Origin of the sequence: Chryseobacterium ginsengisoli, from assembly GCF_039542325.1 — a bacterium.
Classification (GTDB): domain Bacteria; phylum Bacteroidota; class Bacteroidia; order Flavobacteriales; family Weeksellaceae; genus Chryseobacterium; species Chryseobacterium ginsengisoli.
Genome location: NZ_BAABHX010000009.1, coordinates 25,627 through 46,151, shown reverse-complemented (window position 1 = coordinate 46,151; position 20,525 = coordinate 25,627). Strand labels below are relative to the sequence as shown.

Genomic DNA, 20,525 nt, shown 5'->3' with positions numbered 1-20,525 from the left:
TGGATTAAATTTAATTAATAACATTCTTTACAACTTTACATGGATTTCCAACCGCAACAACATTGTCAGGAATATCTTTTGTGACAACACTTCCCGCTCCTATTACAGAATTATTTCCTATTGAAATTCCTGGAAGAACAACTACATTCCCGCCAAACCAAACATTATCTCCGACTTGTATTGGATGAGCGGATTCTAATCCTTCATTTCTTTGTTTGACGTCGATGGGATGATTTGCAGTGTAAAAACTACAGTTCGGACCGATAAAAACATTATCTCCGAAAGTGACTTTTGCACAGTCTAAGATCACAAGATTATGATTCGCATAAAAATTTTCGCCAACCTCGATATTATAACCGTAATCACACCAAAAATTAGGTTCAATACAGATATTTTCTTTTGTTTTTCCTAAAATATTTTTAATTAAAGAATTTCTTCCTTCAGCATTGGAATTTCTCAATTGGTTGTATTCCTGACAAAGATCTTTAACGGAAATTCTCTCATTTATTAATTCCTGATCGTAGTTCGCATTATATAAAAGTCCGTTCACACATTTTTCCTTTTCAGTCATAGATTTTGTAATTTATTTTTTAAAGATAATAAAAAGAAAACAGGATGAAAATATGACTTTCACCCTGCTTTTTCAAGAATATTTCTGTACTACTTTACTAAATCCGGCTCGATAGAATTGTTGTTCTTTGCCAACGTTTCTTTCGTTCTTTTTTCCATTTCTCTGAAAACCTGATTCGGATCTGAGATCTCTTTTCCATCCGAAGTTTTAACCTTGAAAGAAACTTTAGAATTATCTGTATTTCTCATCATCATTTCTCTCATATTTTTCGTAGGATCGTTCACGTAAGCTTTCCATGCTTTTCTGAACTGGTCTTCCGAAACTTCAATTTCTTTTCCTCCCATTCCGTAAACCCGCATATTTTGTGGCATTTCCGGCTCTTTTTCTGTTGCTGCAGGTGCTTCAACTTTTTTGTTTCCAATTAAAGTCATGATATGTGAACCTGTTGTATCTTCAATTTTTACAATTAAACCTGGCAATCCATAAAATTTGTAAGGTCCGTCCTGAAAAGGTATATCTGTTGAAAACCAAGCGATCCATTCTCTTCCCCCAAAACTAGTTGTTGCTTTTTGAGCATTGTATTCTCCGATTTTCTGCTTGTCGGATAGAATTTTCCATTCAGGTTTTTGATCTTCTTTAATTTTATATTGATCTGTAGCAATGCTTCTGAAAAGATAAGTTCCAAAATCAGGATAGTTTTTTGTAACCTTAAATGAAACCTGTCCCGGATTTTCTCTTCTATTTACACTGATATTTCCCGAAAATGATTTTATTTGCTTTTCAATATCTGCTCTTGAAGTAGAATCCGCGACGAATTTGGTGCGACTGTAATAGTTTGAACCATTTTTATCAATATCAAGGTACATCATTTCACTCTTTACATCTTCTTTATTATTAGAATCCGGAATGAATTTGTAATCGTAGAAAAACCTGTTGACCTGCGCGTTTGCAAAAACACTTAAAAATAAAAAAAGTAGAATATAATTTTTCATAAGTTGCATTTAAATAAAAAAGCTCTGTCAATATTTTTTTTAATTTAAGTATTAACAGAGCCTGATTGGAACTTTATTATTTAGTTTCGATTCTTATCTCTCCTGAAGTTCTCGCTCCATCGACTGATCTTTTATTAACATTCATGCTTTTAACAGAATTTGGCTTCAGAGCTTCCATTTCTTCTTTGGTAGATTCTTTACCATCAATATAGATCTTCATATCTCCCATTCCACTTGCATTTTTAAGTCCGGAGGTAATGATTGACTGTCCGTTTTGGCTGATTCTGATATTATCCGTCTTTAATTTAAAAACCTTATCATTTGGGAAGTTTTTAAATGTATTAGCATAAACATATACTCTTTTATCTCCATCCAAAGCTCTTCTTTCAGCATCCAACTTAGCTCTTTCTCCATCAAGTTTGGCTCTTTTTTCGTCTAATTTTGCACGCTCTTTGTCAAGTTTGGCTCTTTTTTTATCTTTCTCAGCATTTCTTTTGTCTCTTGATTCATTGAATTTAAAAGTTTTTTCCAGTTCAGGAGACCATTTCATATCTTTCGTGTCTTTGAAAGTATATACCTTTACATTCGGTGAAAATGGTTCATTTGGTTTACCAGGCGGCGGTGGCGGAAGATCAGGAAGCTCAATATTCATTTCAGGCATTTCCGGAAATTCCGGCATTTCTTCAAACTTCATATTTTCGATATTCTTCATTTTGTTTTTCCACTCTTTTGAGTTGAAATACTCATCAATTTTAACATCTTTACCGTCCATTCTAATTACCATTGCTGATTTTAGAAAATCTGGTGAACTGGCAATTTTTCCAATCTCGCCTGATAATTTTCCAATTTCTTCAAGATTTTTGTTGTACTCGTTGCTTTCAGGCTTTAGACTCTTTAAGTTTTCACTTTTTTCCTGAATTTTTTTACTCAGATCAGCAATTTTTTTATCGTCATCTGCTCTTTTATAAATTCTTGGAGTTGCGACAGCATTATTTTTTGAATCCGGAGTAATCGTATCTTTTTTAATGGTGATTTTATCTCCTTTTTTAATTTGAGAAACGGCTTTCTCAATTTCTATATTTGTTGCTTTAATTTCTTGATTTTTAGCACTTACCAAGTAAGCAAATGCAACTGAAAATACTACCGGCAATGCAAAAATTCTACGCGCATACCCGAATTTGGTTTTAGCTTTTTGTAACATTTTTAATCGTTTTTTTAGATTTGAACTCAAAAACGGACTTGTCGCAGGCAACTGGTTTCCGGAAAAGTGGCTTGCTAAAAGCATTTGCGCAAATGCTTTTGTGTCCGATTGTTTTACGGCTTTTTTATCAGCCAGATATTCGTGAATTAAACTAATTTCTTTTTTGATGAGATGAAAGAAAGGATTGAACCAGAAAACAGAAGTAATGACCTCCATAAAGATCTTGTCTAATGAGTGTTTCTGTTCAATATGAACCATTTCGTGCTTTAAAATCTGCTTTCCGACATCGGAATTCAGCATAATGGAATTCTTCCAGAAAAGATTTTTAAAGTAAGAAAATGGAGCTTCAGATAAGTTTGTATGGTAAAAATTGATACCGTCGAAACTTTCCTTTTGAAATTGATTTTTAAGCTGTTGGATCCTGAAGATCCCGTAGACAAATCTTCCTAAAAAATAGAAAGAAACCAATCCCAAAGCTGAAAAAATAATTCTAAAATAAATGTAGTCATTGTTTGAGTTTTTAATTGTATTAAAATTCTGTACCTGATCTATTAACTTATATATGTTATCACTTACTTCAATGGTAAAGTCTTCAACCTTTACTAGAGGAAGCAACAACGATATGAGCATCGCAAACAAAAGATAAAATCTGTTGTAGTGATGAAACGTCTTGTCTTTTAAAGACAACTGATAATATAAAAACGTTACACCTGAACACAAAATAACTTTTCCGAAGTATAGAAGTACAGTTTCCATAGGTTAGTTTTTCTTTTTAAGTTCGTTTAAAAGCATTTCAAGGTCTTCTACCGTCATCTCATTTTTTTCTACTAAAAAAGAAACGGCACTTTTATAAGACCCTTTAAAATAATTTTTCACAAGGCTTTTCATCGTCTTCCCGGAATATTGTTCCTGAGAGATCAGTGGAAAATACTCATGTTGTCTTCCGTATACATTATAGTCTACGAATTCTTTTTCCTTCAGCACCTTTAAAATGGTAGAAACAGTGTTTGTGTGAGGTTTTGGTTCAGAGAAAAGATCAAGGACATCTTTTAGAAATCCTTTTTCAAGTTTCCATAAATACTGCATCACCTGTTCTTCCGCTTTTGTTAAAGTCTGAATTTTCATATCCTTTTCATTTTTATCATTAATCGTGACATAAAATTTTCACTATTTTTTATATCACTAAGAAATTAGTTATACAAATGTAGAAATAAAATCGATCGAAACAACTATTTTTTTAGTGATAAAACAAAACAACATTTAAACACCTGTAAATCAGATAAATAAATTTTATTAAAATTTGTTAAATTTTTAGAGGCATGAAATTATCACATAGAAAAAGCAGGAATTTCAATGGAAATACTTAAAGCATTAGATACTTTAAGTATGTATTTGGATATTATTAATTCGGAAAATTGGATTAATTACATGTAGTATTCACCCAAAACTGTAAGATTTAGGAATAATATAGCTATCAATATATATGAAGAAAAAATACAATTACAGCTTACATTGTATTTTTAAGTTTTAGTAAAATTAAATTTCTCGATAAAATGAAATTATTACAAGCTCCTATCCAAATGCACATAACCTCCATCCACATGAATCAATTGCCCAGTTGTATGCGAGGACTTTTCCGACAACAGAAAAGCAGCCATATTTGCAATTTCCTCGGAAGTTGTCATGCGGTTTTCCAAAGGAATTTTTGAGGTAATGTTTCTTAGTTTTTCTTCTGGATTTTCAAAAGTAGAAATCCATGATTGGTATAGCGGTGTCCAGGCTTCAGCAACAATAATCGCATTTACACGAATGCTGTACGGTAAAAGTTCGACAGCCCATTCTCTTGTTAAGGCATTTCTAGCGCCATTCGCAGCAGCATACCCCGAAGTTCCTCCTTGCCCTGTTTCCGCAGTTTTACTTCCAATATTTACAATCGAACCTTTACTTTCTTTCAAGTAAGGAAGTGCATGATGAACTAAAAGATAATAATGCACAACATTCTTATGATATGAAGCTATGAAATCTTCATAAGAACCGTTTTCCAGTCCTACTCCATCATTTACACCGGCATTATTAATGATTCCGTCGATTTTTCCGTATTTCTTTACAACTTCTTCGATAGCTTTTTTACATTCTTCAGGTTGAGAAAGTTCGGCAGTAACAAAATCTGCATTACCTCCATTATCAACAATTTCCTGAACGGCTTTTTTGTTATCTTCTTCATTTCTGCCAATGATGATTGGAAATGCTTTTTCTTCAGCTAAAATTTTAGCAATACCATTTCCTATGCCTTTTGCACCACCACTTATAATGATTATTTTATGGTCGAGATTTAAATTCATGTTTTTTGTTTTTTTTTGACGCAAAGAGCGCAAATATTTTAAAACTTAATCGCCTTTGTTGTAAAAATTGGTTATAATTTGTAAAATTCTTTAGCATTTCCAGAGAAAAAAAGCTCTTGCTCTTCCTTTGAAAATTGACTAATATATTTTGAAATCAATTTCAGCCACAGCATATAATTTCCGCCTAATAACATTACAGGCCAGTCGCTTCCGAAAACTAATCGCTTAATTCCAAATTGAGAAAAAATAAAATCCAAAGTTTCAAAAATTGATTTTTCATCAATCACATTCCAATTTCCTTGAGTTAAAAGTCCGGAAACTTTGCAATACATATTAGGATTTTGGGCAAGTTCTGAGATATTTAATTTCCAGTCTTTTAAATAATTGGTTTTCAAATCCGGTTTTCCGCAATGATCCAAAATGAAAGGTTGATTTGGTAGTTTTTCAGAAAGTTTTACTGCATCAGAAAGCTGATTTTGTCTCAATAAAATATCGAAAGTATAATCATATTGATGAAGTGTAGAAATCCCATCGAGTATATTTCTTTGTAATAAGAAACCAGTTTCTTCTCCTTCTGCAATATGCCTAAAACCTTTGATGAGTTTTTCTGACTGATAATTTTGAAGTGATTCTTCAAGTCTTTCAGAAGTCAAATCAATCCAGCCGATAATACCTTTAATAAAAGGATTTTCTTTAGCCAAATTCACCAAAAAATTTGTTTCTTCATCACTTTGATCAGCTTGAACTGCGACACAACCTTCAATTTGATTTTCATTTAAATAAAACGAAAAATCTTCCGGCAGAAAGTCTCTTCGGATCGCTGTCATATCTTTTGTAATCCAAGCATCTCGAACCGGATCAAATTTCCAAAAATGTACGTGAGAATCAATAATCATTTGATTTACTATTTGTTTAAATAAAATGCAGAAGAGTAATTTGACAAGTATATTTACCGCAAAAGATTCAAAAGAAATGGTTAACAAAAAATAGAAACTCAAAAGTTTACAAAATGAACAACCTTCTCAATCGTTTTGCTAACTTTTAATTCACTAAAAGCATGAGAAAATCTTTTGATGCTTTTGCGGCTAAAAAAATATCATGTGCTCAAAAATTTATAATGAAAATACTTTATCCATCAATTTCCATTTTTCTCCTGGCTTAGAATTAGGCAACTGCTGTTGAAATTTCGACATTAATCTTTCCCATTCCTGAACTTTCGGATTGTTGTTATCGGCTTCATTTTTACCTTCAAAAGAAAAATTTTCATCAACTTCAATAATCATCAACAATCGATTTAGAATCCTATAAATTTCCATATTTATAATTCCGGAATCCAAAATACTTTGCTTGATTTCAGGCCAAACATTTTGATGATATTTTTCGTATTCGGCAATCAATTCAGGATCATCGACCATATCAAGAGCTAGACAATATTTTTTCATTCTCCGTATGCTTTTACGTTCTGAGTACTGCTTCCTAAACTATCAATTCCTAATTCCACCACATCACCTGGTTTCAAGTACCAAGGCTCAGGTTTTTGTCCCAAACCAACACCTGCAGGTGTTCCTGTCGTAATCACATCTCCCGGAAGCAACGTCATAAACTGACTAATGTAGCTCACCACAAAAGGGATATCGAAAATCAGATTTGAAGTATTTCCATCCTGTAAAATTTCTCCGTTTACCTTCAGCCATAAACGCAGATTATGAACATCTTCAATTTCATCAGGCGTCGCAATGAAAGGTCCAATCGGTGCAAAAGTATCGCAGCTTTTTCCTTTTACCCATTGTCCGTTTCTTTCCAACTGAAATTCTCTTTCACTGTAATCATTATGCAAAACGTATCCTGCAACGTGTTCGAGAGCAATTTCCTCAGAAATATAACTTGCTTTTTTTCCGATAACGATGGCTAATTCTACTTCCCAGTCGGTTTTTACACTGTTTTTAGGAATAATTAAATCATCATTTGGGCCAACAATTGCCGTGGTCGCCTTAAAAAACAAGATAGGTTCCTGCGGAATCGGAGCATTGGTTTCTGCAGCGTGATCTTTATAATTAAGCCCTACACAGATGATTTTTGATGGTCTTGCTAAAGGTGCACCTAGTCTTTCATCGGCAGAAATTTCAGGTAGATTTTGCGTGTTTATTTCAGATTTTAAATTTTCAATAGCGTCACCGGAAAAAAAGTTTTCATCATAATCTTTTACCAGATGGGATACGTCGTATCTTTTATCGTTAATTATAACTCCCGGTTTTTCATGTCCCGGTTTTCCGAATTTTATTAATTTCATTTTTAAATTTTATTGTTTTGAATGTTTAATTTTAACGCAAAGGGCGCTATGTTTTTTTTGCTCTTTTTCTGCATATTTTCGTTCGCAAAGGCGTTTCACTCAGCTAAGGCTTTGTTATCATTTGCTGAACGAAGCGCCTTTGCGAAGGATTTTTTTTTATCAGTTTTATTTATAATCTTTGCGAACATTGAGTTAAAGAAAATAATTCGTAAGTTATTTTTTAATTGTTCAAAGTCGTAAAACCACCATCAATAGGATAATCTACACCTGTAATGAATGACGCTTCATCACTGCATAAATACAAGGCTAAAGAAGCAACTTCCTCAGGTTGAGCCATTCTCCCAATCGGTTGGGTTTTGGATAATTTTTCAAACATTTCTTCAATATTATCAGGATAATTTTTCTGTAAAAATCCATCTACAAAAGGTGTATGAACTCGTGCTGGAGAAATAGAATTACAACGGATGTTTTCATTGATATAATCTTTGGCAACGCTCATGGTCATTGCTTTTACAGCACCTTTTGCTGTACTGTAAGCAAAACGGTCAGGAATTCCGACCAATGCAGCAATAGAGGCCATATTAATGATCACACCGCCATCTGATTTTCTAATCTGCGGAATACCGGCAAATAAGCAATTATAAACTCCTTTAATATTGACATTATAAATTCTGTCAAAATCTTCTTCTGAAGTCGTATCTGCTTTTCCGATGTGGGCAATTCCGGCATTATTGACAAGAATATTGATTGCGCCAATTTTTTCGAAAACTTCCAAAACATCCTTCTGTTTTGAAACATCACAGGCATAAACTTTCGCATTTCCTCCGGAAGATTGAATTTTTTCAAGAGTTTCCTGTCCGTTTTGTTCTGTGATTTCTAGAATATGAACTTCTGCACCATTAGCTGCAAGCTGAACTGCAATGGCTTGTCCTATTCCGCTTCCTCCTCCTGTTACAACTGCTTTTTTATTTTTTAATGAAAACATTTTTTATTTAATTAAAGATTAAAAAATTAACTTTTTAAAGACTAACCCCTCTTTTCCAAGGGATAAAATCATCTTGATTTAAAACAACAGCTTTAGGAATAATGTTTCCACTGGCTACTTCGATGCAGAAATCCAAAATATCTTCACCCATTTCCTGAATGGTTTTCTCACCTCGAACAACAGCACCTGTATCGATATCGATAATATCAGACATTTTCGTTGCTAAAGCTGTATTAGTAGATATTTTAATGACCGGACAAACTGGATTTCCTGTCGGAGTTCCAAGACCGGTTGTGAATAAAATTAAAGTAGCACCCGAAGCGGCTTTTCCTGTTGTTGCTTCGACATCATTTCCCGGTGTACAAACTAAGCTCAATCCTGGTTTTGTTGCTGGTTCTGTATAATCTAAAACATCAACGACAGGCGAAGAACCTCCTTTTTTCGCAGCACCTGCAGATTTTATGGCGTCAGTAATTAATCCATCCTTAATATTTCCGGGTGATGGATTCATGTAAAATCCAGAACCTACTGCATGAGCGAGTTCATCATATTCTGTCATCAGTTTGATGAATTTTTCAGCTGTTTCTTTATCTACAGATCGGTCGATTAAATCCTGTTCTGCACCACACAATTCAGGAAATTCTGCTAATAAAACTTTAGCTCCCAAAACAGAAAGAATGTCTGCAAGATGCCCAACTGCAGGGTTTGCTGAAATTCCGCTGAAACCATCGCTTCCTCCACATTTTACACCTACACAAAGTTTGCTTAGCGGTGCATCTTCACGTTCTATCTTATTGATTTCCAAAAGTCCCTTCAAAGTCTCGAAAATCGCATTTTTAATCATCGTTTCTTCACTTACAGCTTTTTGTTGTTCAAAAACAAGCAGAGGTTTATCAAAATCAGGATTTCGGTTGTATAAATCTCTTTTAAAATTATCGATTTGAAGATGTTGACAACCCAAACTTAGCAATGTTACTCCTGCAACATTGGGATGGTCTGCGTAAGATGCCAGAAGTTTGCTGAGTGTATCTGAATCCTGCCTTGTTCCGCCACAACCACCGGTGTGATTCAAAAATTTAATGCCATCTACGTTTTTAAAAACTCTTTCTTTTGAAGGAATATTGGAGGGAGAAAAATCAAGATCATCAATGTTTTCTCCTTTGGAAATCGCTTCCACCAGTTGATGAGTGTAGCTTTTATATTTTGCATCTACGGAATATCCTAATTCATTATATAAGGATTCTTTAATAATATCAAGATTACGATTTTCACAAAAAACAGTCGGAATAAAAAGCCAGTAATTTGCCGTTCCGACATCGCCATTGGAACGATGATATCCTTTAAAAGTCTTATGTAAAAATCTTGATACATCGGGTTTTGTCCAATGATAATCAATATCTCGGTAATAGTAGGGTTCGGCAGCATGTTTTGTGTTTTCCGTCGTCATCCGTGTTCCAGCTCCCAAATCGTATTGAACTTTACCTACCAAAACGCCGTACATAAATATTTCGTCACCCTGCTTCATGTCATTCATAAAGAATTTATGTTTAGCCGGGATTGCTTCTAAAGTAGTGTAAGTAGCTCCTTCGAAAATGATTTCGGCTTCTGCCGGAATGTTCTGCAAAGCAACCAAAACATTGTCTTTATTATTTATTTTTAAAATTAAATTGCTCATTTTTAGATTTAATTACAAAGAGGATTTTTTATTTCTGAATCGTAATGAAAAAAGAAATACAATGATAAAACAGAGCAAAGGAACAACATATGATAAATGAATATTTCCTGAAAAATCTGTTATTTTACTTGCAATTGGTGGTATTATTGCACCTCCGACAATCGACATAATTAATAAACTGGAAGCTGGTTTTGTTTCAGAACCGGCTCCCTCAATTCCCAAAGCGAAAATCGTTGGAAACATGATCGACATAAAAAACGTTAATGCAACAAGCGCATACAACGTTGAAATTCCTGTTCCTACAATAACCCAGATACTGAGAACAATACTGATCATACTGTAAATTCTCAGTAATTTCTGTGGTGAAATATATTTCATAAAAAAAGTTCCCGCAAAACGCCCTATCATAAACAATAATCCCGCAACTCCGGCATAATATTTTGCCTCCTGACCTTTCATATTAATAGCATCTTCAGCAAAAATCAAAAGAAAGCTGAAAACATAAATTTGCGCTCCGATATAAAAAAACTGAGCTAAAACTCCCCATCCGACATTTTTTACGCCTAAAACCTGAAGAAAATTCTTTGTTGATTTTTCTTTACTTTCGGTTACTTCCGGTAATTTGATGAATAAAAATAAAATCATTACCAGAAGAAGAACTAATCCTAAAATTATATAAGGACCTTTTACCAGTGATGTTTCTGCGTGAATGTAGGTTAATTTTGCTGCTTCACTAAGTGTGGCAAGCTCTTTCTGTGACTTCGGTTCTTCCCCCAAAATAAAAATTCCGCCGATAATTGGAGCAACAGAAGCCGCTAATCCATTAAAAGACTGTGCAAAGTTTAATCTTTGGGTTGCCTTTTCAGGTTCGCCCAAAACAGTTATGTAAGGATTGGCAGCAGTTTCTAAAATGGCAAGTCCGCAAGATAAAACAAAGAGGGCACCGAGAAAGAAAGGATAACTAATTGTATTGGCAGCAGGAACAAAAAGAAAACAACCTACTGCAAAAAAGAATAAACCTACTAAAATTCCGGTTTTGTAACCATACTTCTGAATAATCATTCCGGCAGGAATTGCCAGTAAAAAATAGGCTGCAAAAACAGATGAGTCGACCAAGGAAGCCTGAAAATGATTCAGTTGGAAGGCACTTCTCAAGTGTTTAATCAAGATCGGATCAAGATTATGGATAAATCCCCAAAAGAAAAATAAACTTGTAATAAGAATAAGTGGCAGACCATAATTCTTTTTTTTTGACACATTTTCGGTGTGGGTATTATTCATTGATCCGGCTATTTAATAAGTTACTGTTTAATTTTTAGCTTAATTTAAAAGTTAATCGATTGCTTAATGTAATTTTAAACATCATACATCCAAATTATTCTTCAATATTTAAACATTTTTATGATTTTTTAAAAATATGAAAATTTTATATAAAAAAAATTAAGCGTGCAGGATAGTACAAGACAGTACAATTATTCTTTAAATCTGGAAATTATTGTTATTGGATTTTATAAGTCATATTTCTTAATTAATATTTTAATAATATTTCTAAAAACATTTTCTATAAAAAAGGAAATTGCAAAAGTGTTTTTGTATTTAGATTGGTGTAATTAAAAAAATGAACTTAAATTATGAACATGAATTTTCATTGTTATTATGAAATTTTATAAAAAAACTGTCTACATAAAGAGTCTAAAAACGTCATTTATACAATAATGAAGAATTTATATTATAGATTTGTTAAAATTTATTAAATAAAATTAAAATGAATTTGTTTAAACCGAGAAATTATATTTATTTTAGTGCTTTAAAAATTTCTCATGAAAAGATATAATTTATTAATTGTACTATTACTACTTATTTTTAACATTACTACAGCTCAAAAGAAAGGTACTCCGGCAGCGGATTTCAGTGCAGTAGGTGAAGCTAAAACTAAAATCCAAAATACAGTTCCTCTAGTTATCAAACATTTGCAGGAAATCAGTGAAAAGGAAGGTGATCCGAATATTCTGTCTAACGGTAAAACTGCTTTATCAAGAGAATACGGAAAAGTGGAACTGGAATGGCGTCTTTACAGAGGAAATATGAATAACTGTATTCTGAACAACTCTTCTAAGAAGGCTAAAAAATGTATGGAATATCATACTTCAATGTTTAGAGGTACTTTAATCAACTACAACAACTATATCACAAATCTTACAAGAAAGAACGGATATCTAGGTGTAGAAGGTGACACGAAATTTGAATTCAACCCTTCTGAAATCACTACAAAACTTAGCGAATCTTATTTCAACGGAAGTGATGCAGCAAACAGAATGAAAGGAAATCAGAAAAAGGATTTTCTTGGTCAGACAATGGCTGATGATAATGCTCTTACGCCTTACAATCAATTGGCTCAATAATTTATTTTAATTAAATGATATTAAATCCCGCTTTTTTAAGTGGGATTTTTTTATGTTTAAATTAATATGATAATTTTTCAAAAAAAATCAATTCAATTTGTCCAAAAACAAAAATCCGATTGTCATTAAGATAGAAACAAGAAAAAATAAAATCTTATGACACCAAGAATTAATCTATTCGAAAAAGGAAAAAAAGCAATAACTCCAATCTTTGGAATTGTTCAGTATTTAAAACATTCTTCAATCGACAGACAACTAATGGAATTGATCAATTTCAGGATCTCACAGATCAACCAATGTGCTTACTGTCTTGATATGCATTCAAAAGAACTTCGTGCAATGGGAGAAACAGAGCAACGTCTTTACGGATTGAGCGCCTGGAAAGAAACTCCTTATTTCACAGACAGGGAAAGAGCGGCTTTGGAATATGCGGAAGCTGTAAATAGTCTTCATGTTTCCGATGAAGTTTATGAAAATACAAAAATCCAATTTTCGGAAGAGGAAATTATTGATTTAACCTTAGTTGTAAATACTATTAATATCTGGAATAGGTTCAACATCGCTTTCCAACAGATTCCGGGAGATTATCAGGTAGGAATGTTCGGATAAAATATTACGAAATTTAAAATCGATTTAATAAAAGAGAATCATATTATATTATGGTTCTCTTTTCATATTGATGTTTAAATAATGGCATAATAGATGTTTATAAAATTTAAAATCAATAAAATGAGCACATTAAAAAAAGGAGATATGGTAAAATGGAGATTCAGTAATGGAGAAACTCATGGAATCATTACAAAAATCCATACAAAAGATTTTATTTTCATGAATAGACAACGCCGTGCTTCAGAAGAAAATCCTCAATATGAAGTGATGAGTGAAAAAACAGGGAAAACTGCCGTTCATAAAGCTTCTGCTTTGAAAAAGATGTTAAAAAAAATTGCCACAGATAATTGTGGCAAAAAGTAATCCGTTAAAAATTATGATTATTTTATTTTATCATAAATAAATTTTGTGACAATAGCTCCAAACAAATAATAAGCAACAGTCATTACTTTCTTTTCGGTGGTTCCTGCAACAGGATCATCATCCAGTCCCATTTTCTCAGGTAACACTATCGCTCCCAATCCCATCGCAACTCCTGAAACGATATTGAAATTGGTTGTCGCAGTTGCAGCATAATACATTCCGTTACTTATTACATCTCCCGCGAGTGTTGCAGCATACAACTGATCATGATCTGTAATCTTAGCGTCAACTTTATCCAATGCTTTGTTTAAAGCTTCTTCTCCCACTTTATTAATTTGTGGAACATTGTCAAAATTTTTCCTGATGGTTTCATGCAAGAGATTAAGCGCAATTGCTCCGCCTAGTCCTGCGAGAATTTTCTTGTACATACTATTATGATTTAATGGTGTTATATAAAGTATATCTACATAAATTAAGCCATTAAAAAATAATACATTTAATTCACGATATAGAGAAATAAAAAAGAGTATCACAAAAATTGTAATACTCTTTAAAATAGTAGCGGGAACCGGACTCGAACCGATGACCTTCGGGTTATGAGCCCGACGAGCTACCTACTGCTCCATCCCGCGGTATATTTTTTAAAACGTTACCGACAAAAACGTTTAATTAGTAGCGGGAACCGGACTCGAACCGATGACCTTCGGGTTATGAGCCCGACGAGCTACCTACTGCTCCATCCCGCGGTGTATTTTTAGAGTGTTTACCGAAAACACTTAGCTTAGTAGCGGGAACCGGACTCGAACCGATGACCTTCGGGTTATGAGCCCGACGAGCTACCTACTGCTCCATCCCGCGGTATATTTTTTAAAACGTTACCGACAAAAACGTTTAATTAGTAGCGGGAACCGGACTCGAACCGATGACCTTCGGGTTATGAGCCCGACGAGCTACCTACTGCTCCATCCCGCGATATTGGATTGCAAATGTACGACTTTTTTTTAATAATCCTAATTTTTCTTTTAAATAAAGGACTTTTATGAAAACTATTTTAATATTCGTATCTTTGAACTATGGCAAAAATATTAAAAATTTACCCGGACAACCCTCAGGAAAACCTTATCAATGAGGTTATTAAAACCCTGAATAATGGCGGACTTATTATCTATCCTTCCGATACAGTTTATGCATTAGGCTGTAATATTTTTGATATTAAAGCTATGGAGAAGCTGGCTCAGATCAAAAAAATCAAACTGGAAAAGGCTCAATTCTCTATTATCTGCAATGATTTAAGCCACCTTTCGGACTTTACAAGACCTATTGATACATCAATCTTCAGATTTTTGAAAAGCCATCTTCCCGGTCCTTTTACTTTCATTCTTGATGCCAACAAAAGTGTCCCTTTAGCTTATAAAGGTCATAAAACTATCGGTATTCGTGTTCCGGATCATCCGATTCCGCAACTGATCGTTGAAAAATTAGGACATCCGATCGCTTCTACTTCCATTAAAGATGATGATGAAGTTCTGGAATATTCTACAGATCCTGAATTGATTGCCGAAAAATACGACCATTTGGTGGATATCGTCATTGATTCCGGATATGGAGATAATGTCGCTTCTACTATCGTTGATCTTACTTCCGGAGAACCTGAAGTAATCAGACAGGGAAAAGGTGATATTTAATTTCAACTGTAAACAATAATTAAAATTTTACGTTGATTTTATGAGTCTGAACGGAAAATATTCTTTAGGAATTCTGCTCACTTTTGTGCTTTTGGCTTTGGTAATGTTGTATGTTTTTCCTTTTATTAATGAAATAATAGGAACTACAAATATTACGGCTGAGAAATTTTTCTATTCCAGAATTGCTATTTGGTTGGTTTTAATCATCACATTTCTTTATAGTTTTTTCATTGAAAAACAATCTTTTTTACTTTGGAAAGACAAAAAATATCCAATTACCTTTTACTTTACAGCGGTAATATGTCTGTATTTTATCTGTTTAATTGGAGGAAGTTTTTTAAATGTCTTAGTCAAAATTTTAACTCACGAAAAGTTCAGTGAAAAAATGACTCAGCTTTCGTCTATTTTTAAAAACAATTATTTATTAATTATCTTTACATGCTTAACGGCAGGTGTTGTTGAAGAACTTCTCATGCGTGGTTATGTCCAAGCGAGAATTGAAAGGATTTACAATAATCAATACTTTGGAATCTTTATTTCTGCTATTCTTTTTGGAATCCTTCACAGCACTTACGGAACGATTGGTCAGGTTCTCGTACCTTTCTTTATCGGTGTCGTTTTTGCGCTGTTTTATAAACTTTATTCAAACATTAAGATATTGATTATCTGTCATTTCATGTATGATTTCGTATCACTCATAGTAATGAACCTTATTGATATCAAACATTTATCTGCATTTTAATATTATGAAAATAGTAACGTCTCCTGCTAAATTAATGAACACAGAAAATTCAACGGATCTGTTGAAATCTACCACTCCGAAATTCATTGAACAGGCAGAATTTATACACTCTTATTTAAAAGAAAAATCTCCAAAATATCTTTCCGAATTAATGGAAATTTCGCCAAAACTGGCTGATGAAAACTGGGAAAGAAACCAAAAATGGAAAGCAAAACCAACAGTAAAAGAATCTGCTCCGGCAATGTTTGCTTTTACAGGTGAAGTTTACAGAGGACTGGATGCCAAAACTTTAGACAAAAATGCGGTAGATTATTTACAAAAGAATTACAGAATGCTTTCAGGATTGTACGGTTTGTTGAAACCTTCCGATAAAGTAATGCTTTACAGACTGGAAATGGGAAGACCCTTCCAGTTCGATGAATACAAGAATCTATATGAATTTTGGAGAGAAAGAATCACGGAACAGCTAAATTCTGAAATGAAAAAGAACGAAATTCTCTTAAATTTAGGAAGTAACGAATATTTTAAAGCTGTCGACCGCAAAAAATTGAATCATAAAGTTATTGATTTTGATTTTTATGAATTAAAAGAAGGAAAACTTAAGACGATTGTAGTTTACACAAAACACGCAAGAGGTTTAGTGGTAAGATTCTGCGCTGAAACCAATGCTCAGACTTTGGATGATGTGAAAGCTTTCAACTATGAAGGTTACAGAATTGATGAAGAAAAATCGACAGATACAAAACTGATTTTCACAAGATAAATGACGATTTCAGAATTTAAAAAATATTTCAAAACAGAACTTTCCGGACTGTATACAGATTCGGAAAGTGCTTTTTTGAGTTCCATTTTCGTAGAAAAAATTGTTGGCTTTGATTCTTTTCATCAAAGAAGATTTGCTGATCAGGAATTATTGATTGATGATGAAAAAAAATTACTGGAAGTTATTTCAGAATTAAAAACCAACAAACCCTATCAACATATTCTTGGCGAAACAGAATTCTACGGAATGACTTTTTTTTTAAATGAAAATGTATTGATTCCACGCCCAGAAACGGAAGAGTTACTAGAATTTGCGATTAAAAAGATTCAAAATTCAGCATTGACAATTGACAGATTAAAAATTCTCGACATTGGAACAGGAAGCGGGATTATTCCTTTAGTTTTAAAAAAACATTTTCCTAATGCTGAAATAACTTCTATTGATTTTTCTGAAAAAGCTTTGGAAGTCGCGAAAAAAAATGCGGAATTCCATCAGCTTGAAATTAATTTTATTCAGGCTGATTATCTGAATTTTGATTTAAAACAAAACTTTGACATCATTATTTCAAATCCGCCTTACATCGGAATCGAAGAAGAACAGGAAATTGAAAATTCGGTAAAAGGATTTGAACCAACAATGGCGCTCTTCTCTCCTACTTCTGATGCATTGATTTTTTACAGAAAAATTGCTGAGGATTCTAAAAAATATTTAAATGAAAATGGATTACTTTTTTTAGAAATCAATCAGAAATTAGGTTCTGAAACTTTGGAATTATATATAAATGATTTTTCTGAAGCCCAATTAATAAAGGATTTATCAGAGAATGACCGTTTTATTTTCGGAAGAAAATAATTTTTAATGGAATCGAACTTCATTAAATCAGCCACAAATATTTTCATTCGGCATTTTCAAAATCCAAATATAACCTTATTTGAATAGAATACCATTTGTGATCAAAACTGTAATTATTCTCTAAAATTTAAAATTACATTCAATTCTCATTAAATTTTTCGTAATTAAACAACTTTTTAACTCTCATATTGATTATTTGGGAAATTAAAATCAGTCATTTACATTTAGGTTATACGATTAACATATTTTCAATGAATTTCCATAAACTCTTTATAATAAAGAGTTTTCACTGTTTTTTTAAACTAATTTCACAACGAAATGATTTAAATCAAATATTTATATATATTTGTGTGTAATCGATTACACATTATTGAATTAATTTTAAACTAATTAAAAAATTATTAATCATGAAAAAAGTTCTTTCTTTTTTTGTGCTTGTCTTTGGCTGTATTTTGCTGAATGCACAAGCTACGATTACACAGGCAACCGGATGGTTGGAAACAGCTTACATAAAATGGACTCCCGTAACCGGAGCCGACAGCTATAAAGTTTACTATACAGGTGGTGGTTTTACAGATAAAATCATTGACAATCAATTAATAAGGAATTACGGAACTTACTTTCGTGCAGATATTTTGGGTTTAAGTCCTGGAAATTATACCATAAAAGTTGTTCCCGTAACGAATAATATTGATGGTACTGCGACTGTTTCAAGTTCAGTGACAGTTCTTCCGCATGACAGAAATGGTTTTGCACACAGCAACGGAAGAATTCCGGGTGCTTACAATCTGGATGGAACTCTTAAACCCAATGCGGTAGTTTTATATATTACTCAAAATAATAAAAACACCGTTTCCATGAATGTTACAGGTGCTACAGTCAATCCATGTGTCGGTTTGCAGACTATTCTGGATGGTTTTAAAAAAGGAAATGACACACGACCTTTAGACATCAGATTTATCGGAAATATTACAGATCCAAGTTATTTATTGAACGGAGATGCGGTTGTAGAAAACAAAAGTATTGCTGCAAGTTCGATCACGCTTGAAGGTGTTGGTTCGGACGCTTTAATTAACGGTTGGGGAATCAGAATTAAAAATGCAACGAATATTGAAGTCCGAAATCTTGGTTTTATGTTAACTGATGCTGCAGAAGGAGATAATTTAAGTCTGCAACAGGACAACAGTTATATTTGGGCACATAACTGCGATCTTTTTTATGGAAAACCGGGAAGTGATGCGGATCAGGTGAAAGGTGACGGCGCTTTGGACGCAAAAAAATCAACGTATATTACTTTTTCATACAATCATTTTTGGGATAATGGAAAAAGCTGTCTTTTGGGTTTAAGCGAAGGAACAACTGCAGGATTATATATCACTTATCATCACAATTGGTTCGATCATTCAGATTCCAGACATCCGAGAGTAAGATATTATTCAGCGCATGTTTATAACAATTATTACGACGGAAATTCTAAATATGGCGTAGGTTCTACGATGGGATCATCGGTTTTTGTGGAAGGAAATTATTTCAGAAATGCAAAGTATCCGATCCTTACCTCAAAACAGGGAACAGATGTAGCAAATGGAGCAACAGGAACTTTTTCAGGGGAAAATGGCGGTGTTGTAAAAGCTTTTAACAACTATATGATCGGGCAAAATGCTTTTATTCCGTATAATTCTTCAACAGCTGCAAGTCATTTTGATGCTTATGTTGCTTCCGCAAGGAATGAAGTTTTAGGAACCAATATTAAAGCTTTACAAGGAAACGGAACGTATAATAATTTTGATACAGATACGTCGTTGTACGTGAATGCTGTAGTTCCTGATTCGCCAACGGCTGCGAAAGATAATGTAACTCAATATTCGGGAAGAGTTTCCGGTGGAGATATTAACTGGGCTTTCAATAATTCAGTTGATGATACTTCTGATGCGGTAAATACAGGATTAATGGCTGTTTTACAAAATTATGCTTCATCATTAGTTTCAATACAGGGAGAAACTGCAGCTCCGGCAAGTTCTCAGACATTGTTGATTGCTTCAAATAACGATCAAACCGTAGTTACAGGAAATTCGATGGCACCGATGGTTTTCACTTGGGGCGGAACGGCAACTGATGCAACTGTGACAGGACTTCCGGCTTCAGGAATCACTTTTGTTAAAAATACAACGGCAAAAACAATTACAGTTTCAGGAACTCCGACAGCGGATGTAGATTTTACGGTAACTACAGTTGGTTCTTCAGGAACTCCGGTTTCGGGAACAGGAAGTATTTCGGTGACAGCTACAGGAACGAATCCTCAGGGAAATGAAATTCATAATTTCACAACATCGAATTTAGCCAGTTCATTTTACACATTTACTTCGGCAAATATCAATTCTACAGATGGAACGGCAACTTTTGAAGGTTTGACTTTAACTAAAAGATTAAAAATAGAATCTGCAACAGGAATCACTTATACAACTTCTGCCCCATCTTCACTGACGCTTGTATTTGATCCTACTTTCGGGGGAACAATTAAAGTTGATAATGTTTCTTACACAGCTTCTTCAGGTGTGGTGACGGTTCCAAATGTAACGGCTGGTTCACATTCTATCACAAAAGGGAGTGTGGCGAATCTTTTCTATATTAAAACTCAATATGCATCTTCGACAGTTTTAGCGACTAATGAAAGCAAAGTTTCAGAAAAATTAAAGATTTACCCAAATCCGGTTGAAACATCTTTCAATATTTCAACTTCTGACACGATTGAATTGGTAAACATCATTAATAATGCAGGTGAAATCATAAAAACAATCAGAGGGAACAATAAAAATATTAATATAAGCGAACTTATCAGCGGAATTTATTTCGTTCAGATTAAAACTGACAAAGAAATTATTAATCAGAAAATCATTAAAAAGTAAATAAAATTAGATCTCTAAACATTTTGTTTTACCGTCTCAATTTTGGGGCGGTTTTTTGTTTTCTTAAAAAAAACAAAACAGCAAAGTCTATAACATTTGCTGTTTGATATTGAATTTCTAAATTTTTGAATTTTCTGAAGATCTTTT

The 20,525-nt window shown here is 33.4% G+C and carries 20 protein-coding genes and 4 tRNA genes; 8 read left to right on the top strand and 16 right to left on the bottom strand.

All coding sequences use genetic code 11. The features are described 5' to 3' along the window. Positions 1-10: 10 nt before the first annotated feature. The 11 genes from ABD940_RS20455 to fucP form a co-directional block, all read right to left on the bottom strand. Positions 11-571 carry a sugar O-acetyltransferase gene (locus tag ABD940_RS20455; protein WP_345207986.1) on the bottom strand — a complete coding sequence of 187 codons (561 nt, stop codon included), beginning with the start codon at positions 569-571 and terminating at the stop codon, positions 11-13. An 89-nt stretch (positions 572-660) separates the two neighbouring features. Continuing rightward, entirely contained in the window at positions 661-1,563 is a 903-nt protein-coding gene (locus ABD940_RS20450) for a GLPGLI family protein (RefSeq protein ID WP_345207984.1), read from the bottom strand. Positions 1,564-1,639: 76 nt separating this feature from the next. Beyond that, on the bottom strand, positions 1,640-3,520 hold the full coding sequence (locus ABD940_RS20445; protein ID WP_345207982.1) for a M56 family metallopeptidase: 1,881 nt from the start codon (positions 3,518-3,520) through the stop codon (positions 1,640-1,642). 3 nt (positions 3,521-3,523) lie between these two features. Next, positions 3,524-3,889, bottom strand: coding sequence for a BlaI/MecI/CopY family transcriptional regulator (locus ABD940_RS20440; protein WP_345207980.1), 366 nt, complete (start codon positions 3,887-3,889; stop codon positions 3,524-3,526). A 437-nt stretch (positions 3,890-4,326) separates the two neighbouring features. Beyond that, entirely contained in the window at positions 4,327-5,106 is a 780-nt protein-coding gene (locus tag ABD940_RS20435) for an L-fucose dehydrogenase (protein ID WP_345207978.1), read from the bottom strand. Positions 5,107-5,177: 71 nt separating this feature from the next. Further along, on the bottom strand, positions 5,178-6,002 hold the full coding sequence (locus ABD940_RS20430; protein ID WP_345207976.1) for an amidohydrolase family protein: 825 nt from the start codon (positions 6,000-6,002) through the stop codon (positions 5,178-5,180). A gap of 216 nt (positions 6,003-6,218) precedes the next feature. Then, complete coding sequence (locus tag ABD940_RS20425) at positions 6,219-6,548, bottom strand: L-rhamnose mutarotase (RefSeq protein WP_345207974.1); 330 nt, start codon at positions 6,546-6,548, stop codon at positions 6,219-6,221. Next, positions 6,545-7,396, bottom strand: coding sequence for a fumarylacetoacetate hydrolase family protein (locus ABD940_RS20420; protein ID WP_345207972.1), 852 nt, complete (start codon positions 7,394-7,396; stop codon positions 6,545-6,547). The genes ABD940_RS20425 and ABD940_RS20420 overlap by 4 nt, the downstream gene beginning before the upstream one ends. Before the next feature lie 220 nt (positions 7,397-7,616). Beyond that, positions 7,617-8,381: an SDR family NAD(P)-dependent oxidoreductase gene (locus ABD940_RS20415; protein WP_345207970.1), complete on the bottom strand. Its 765-nt coding sequence runs from the start codon at positions 8,379-8,381 to the stop codon at positions 7,617-7,619. 34 nt (positions 8,382-8,415) lie between these two features. Beyond that, positions 8,416-10,056, bottom strand: a complete 1,641-nt coding sequence (locus ABD940_RS20410; protein ID WP_345207968.1) for a UxaA family hydrolase — start codon at positions 10,054-10,056, stop codon at positions 8,416-8,418. 12 nt (positions 10,057-10,068) lie between these two features. After that, positions 10,069-11,337 (bottom strand): L-fucose:H+ symporter permease, encoded by a 1,269-nt coding sequence (fucP, locus tag ABD940_RS20405; protein WP_345207967.1) that lies wholly within the window; start codon positions 11,335-11,337, stop codon positions 10,069-10,071. A gap of 539 nt (positions 11,338-11,876) precedes the next feature. Between fucP and ABD940_RS20400 the strand changes: the two genes are divergently transcribed. The 3 genes from ABD940_RS20400 to ABD940_RS20390 all read left to right on the top strand — a co-directional run bounded on the left by ABD940_RS20400 (position 11,877) and on the right by ABD940_RS20390 (position 13,430). Next, entirely contained in the window at positions 11,877-12,458 is a 582-nt protein-coding gene (locus ABD940_RS20400) for a hypothetical protein (RefSeq protein ID WP_345207965.1), read from the top strand. A gap of 156 nt (positions 12,459-12,614) precedes the next feature. After that, positions 12,615-13,067 carry a carboxymuconolactone decarboxylase family protein gene (locus ABD940_RS20395; protein ID WP_345207963.1) on the top strand — a complete coding sequence of 151 codons (453 nt, stop codon included), beginning with the start codon at positions 12,615-12,617 and terminating at the stop codon, positions 13,065-13,067. Positions 13,068-13,187: 120 nt separating this feature from the next. Beyond that, the gene (locus ABD940_RS20390) at positions 13,188-13,430 is read left to right on the top strand and encodes a hypervirulence associated TUDOR domain-containing protein (RefSeq protein WP_345207961.1); all 243 of its coding nucleotides are present in this window, start codon (positions 13,188-13,190) and stop codon (positions 13,428-13,430) included. A gap of 17 nt (positions 13,431-13,447) precedes the next feature. Here ABD940_RS20390 and ABD940_RS20385 read toward each other — a convergent pair whose 3' ends face one another. The 5 genes from ABD940_RS20385 to ABD940_RS20365 form a co-directional block, all read right to left on the bottom strand. Next, positions 13,448-13,858 (bottom strand): hypothetical protein, encoded by a 411-nt coding sequence (locus ABD940_RS20385; protein WP_345207959.1) that lies wholly within the window; start codon positions 13,856-13,858, stop codon positions 13,448-13,450. 131 nt (positions 13,859-13,989) lie between these two features. Continuing rightward, positions 13,990-14,062: transfer RNA gene (locus ABD940_RS20380), tRNA-Met, on the bottom strand. 41 nt (positions 14,063-14,103) lie between these two features. Then, a tRNA-Met gene (locus ABD940_RS20375) sits at positions 14,104-14,176 on the bottom strand. 39 nt (positions 14,177-14,215) lie between these two features. Next, a tRNA-Met gene (locus ABD940_RS20370) sits at positions 14,216-14,288 on the bottom strand. Positions 14,289-14,329: 41 nt separating this feature from the next. After that, positions 14,330-14,402 (bottom strand) — tRNA-Met (locus ABD940_RS20365). A 101-nt stretch (positions 14,403-14,503) separates the two neighbouring features. Between ABD940_RS20365 and ABD940_RS20360 the strand changes: the two genes are divergently transcribed. From ABD940_RS20360 to ABD940_RS20340, 5 genes are all read left to right on the top strand, one after another. After that, a complete protein-coding gene (locus ABD940_RS20360) occupies positions 14,504-15,115 on the top strand; it encodes an L-threonylcarbamoyladenylate synthase (protein ID WP_345207957.1) in 612 nt (203 codons plus the stop codon). Positions 15,116-15,155: 40 nt separating this feature from the next. Further along, positions 15,156-15,857, top strand: coding sequence for a CPBP family intramembrane glutamic endopeptidase (locus ABD940_RS20355; protein WP_345207955.1), 702 nt, complete (start codon positions 15,156-15,158; stop codon positions 15,855-15,857). 4 nt (positions 15,858-15,861) lie between these two features. Then, complete coding sequence (gene yaaA, locus ABD940_RS20350) at positions 15,862-16,620, top strand: peroxide stress protein YaaA (protein ID WP_345207953.1); 759 nt, start codon at positions 15,862-15,864, stop codon at positions 16,618-16,620. Next, complete coding sequence (prmC, locus tag ABD940_RS20345) at positions 16,621-17,472, top strand: peptide chain release factor N(5)-glutamine methyltransferase (RefSeq protein ID WP_345207951.1); 852 nt, start codon at positions 16,621-16,623, stop codon at positions 17,470-17,472. It abuts the gene before it with no gap. 407 nt (positions 17,473-17,879) lie between these two features. Then, positions 17,880-20,378: a pectate lyase family protein gene (locus ABD940_RS20340; protein ID WP_345207949.1), complete on the top strand. Its 2,499-nt coding sequence runs from the start codon at positions 17,880-17,882 to the stop codon at positions 20,376-20,378. The last annotated feature ends 147 nt before the right edge of the window (positions 20,379-20,525 follow it).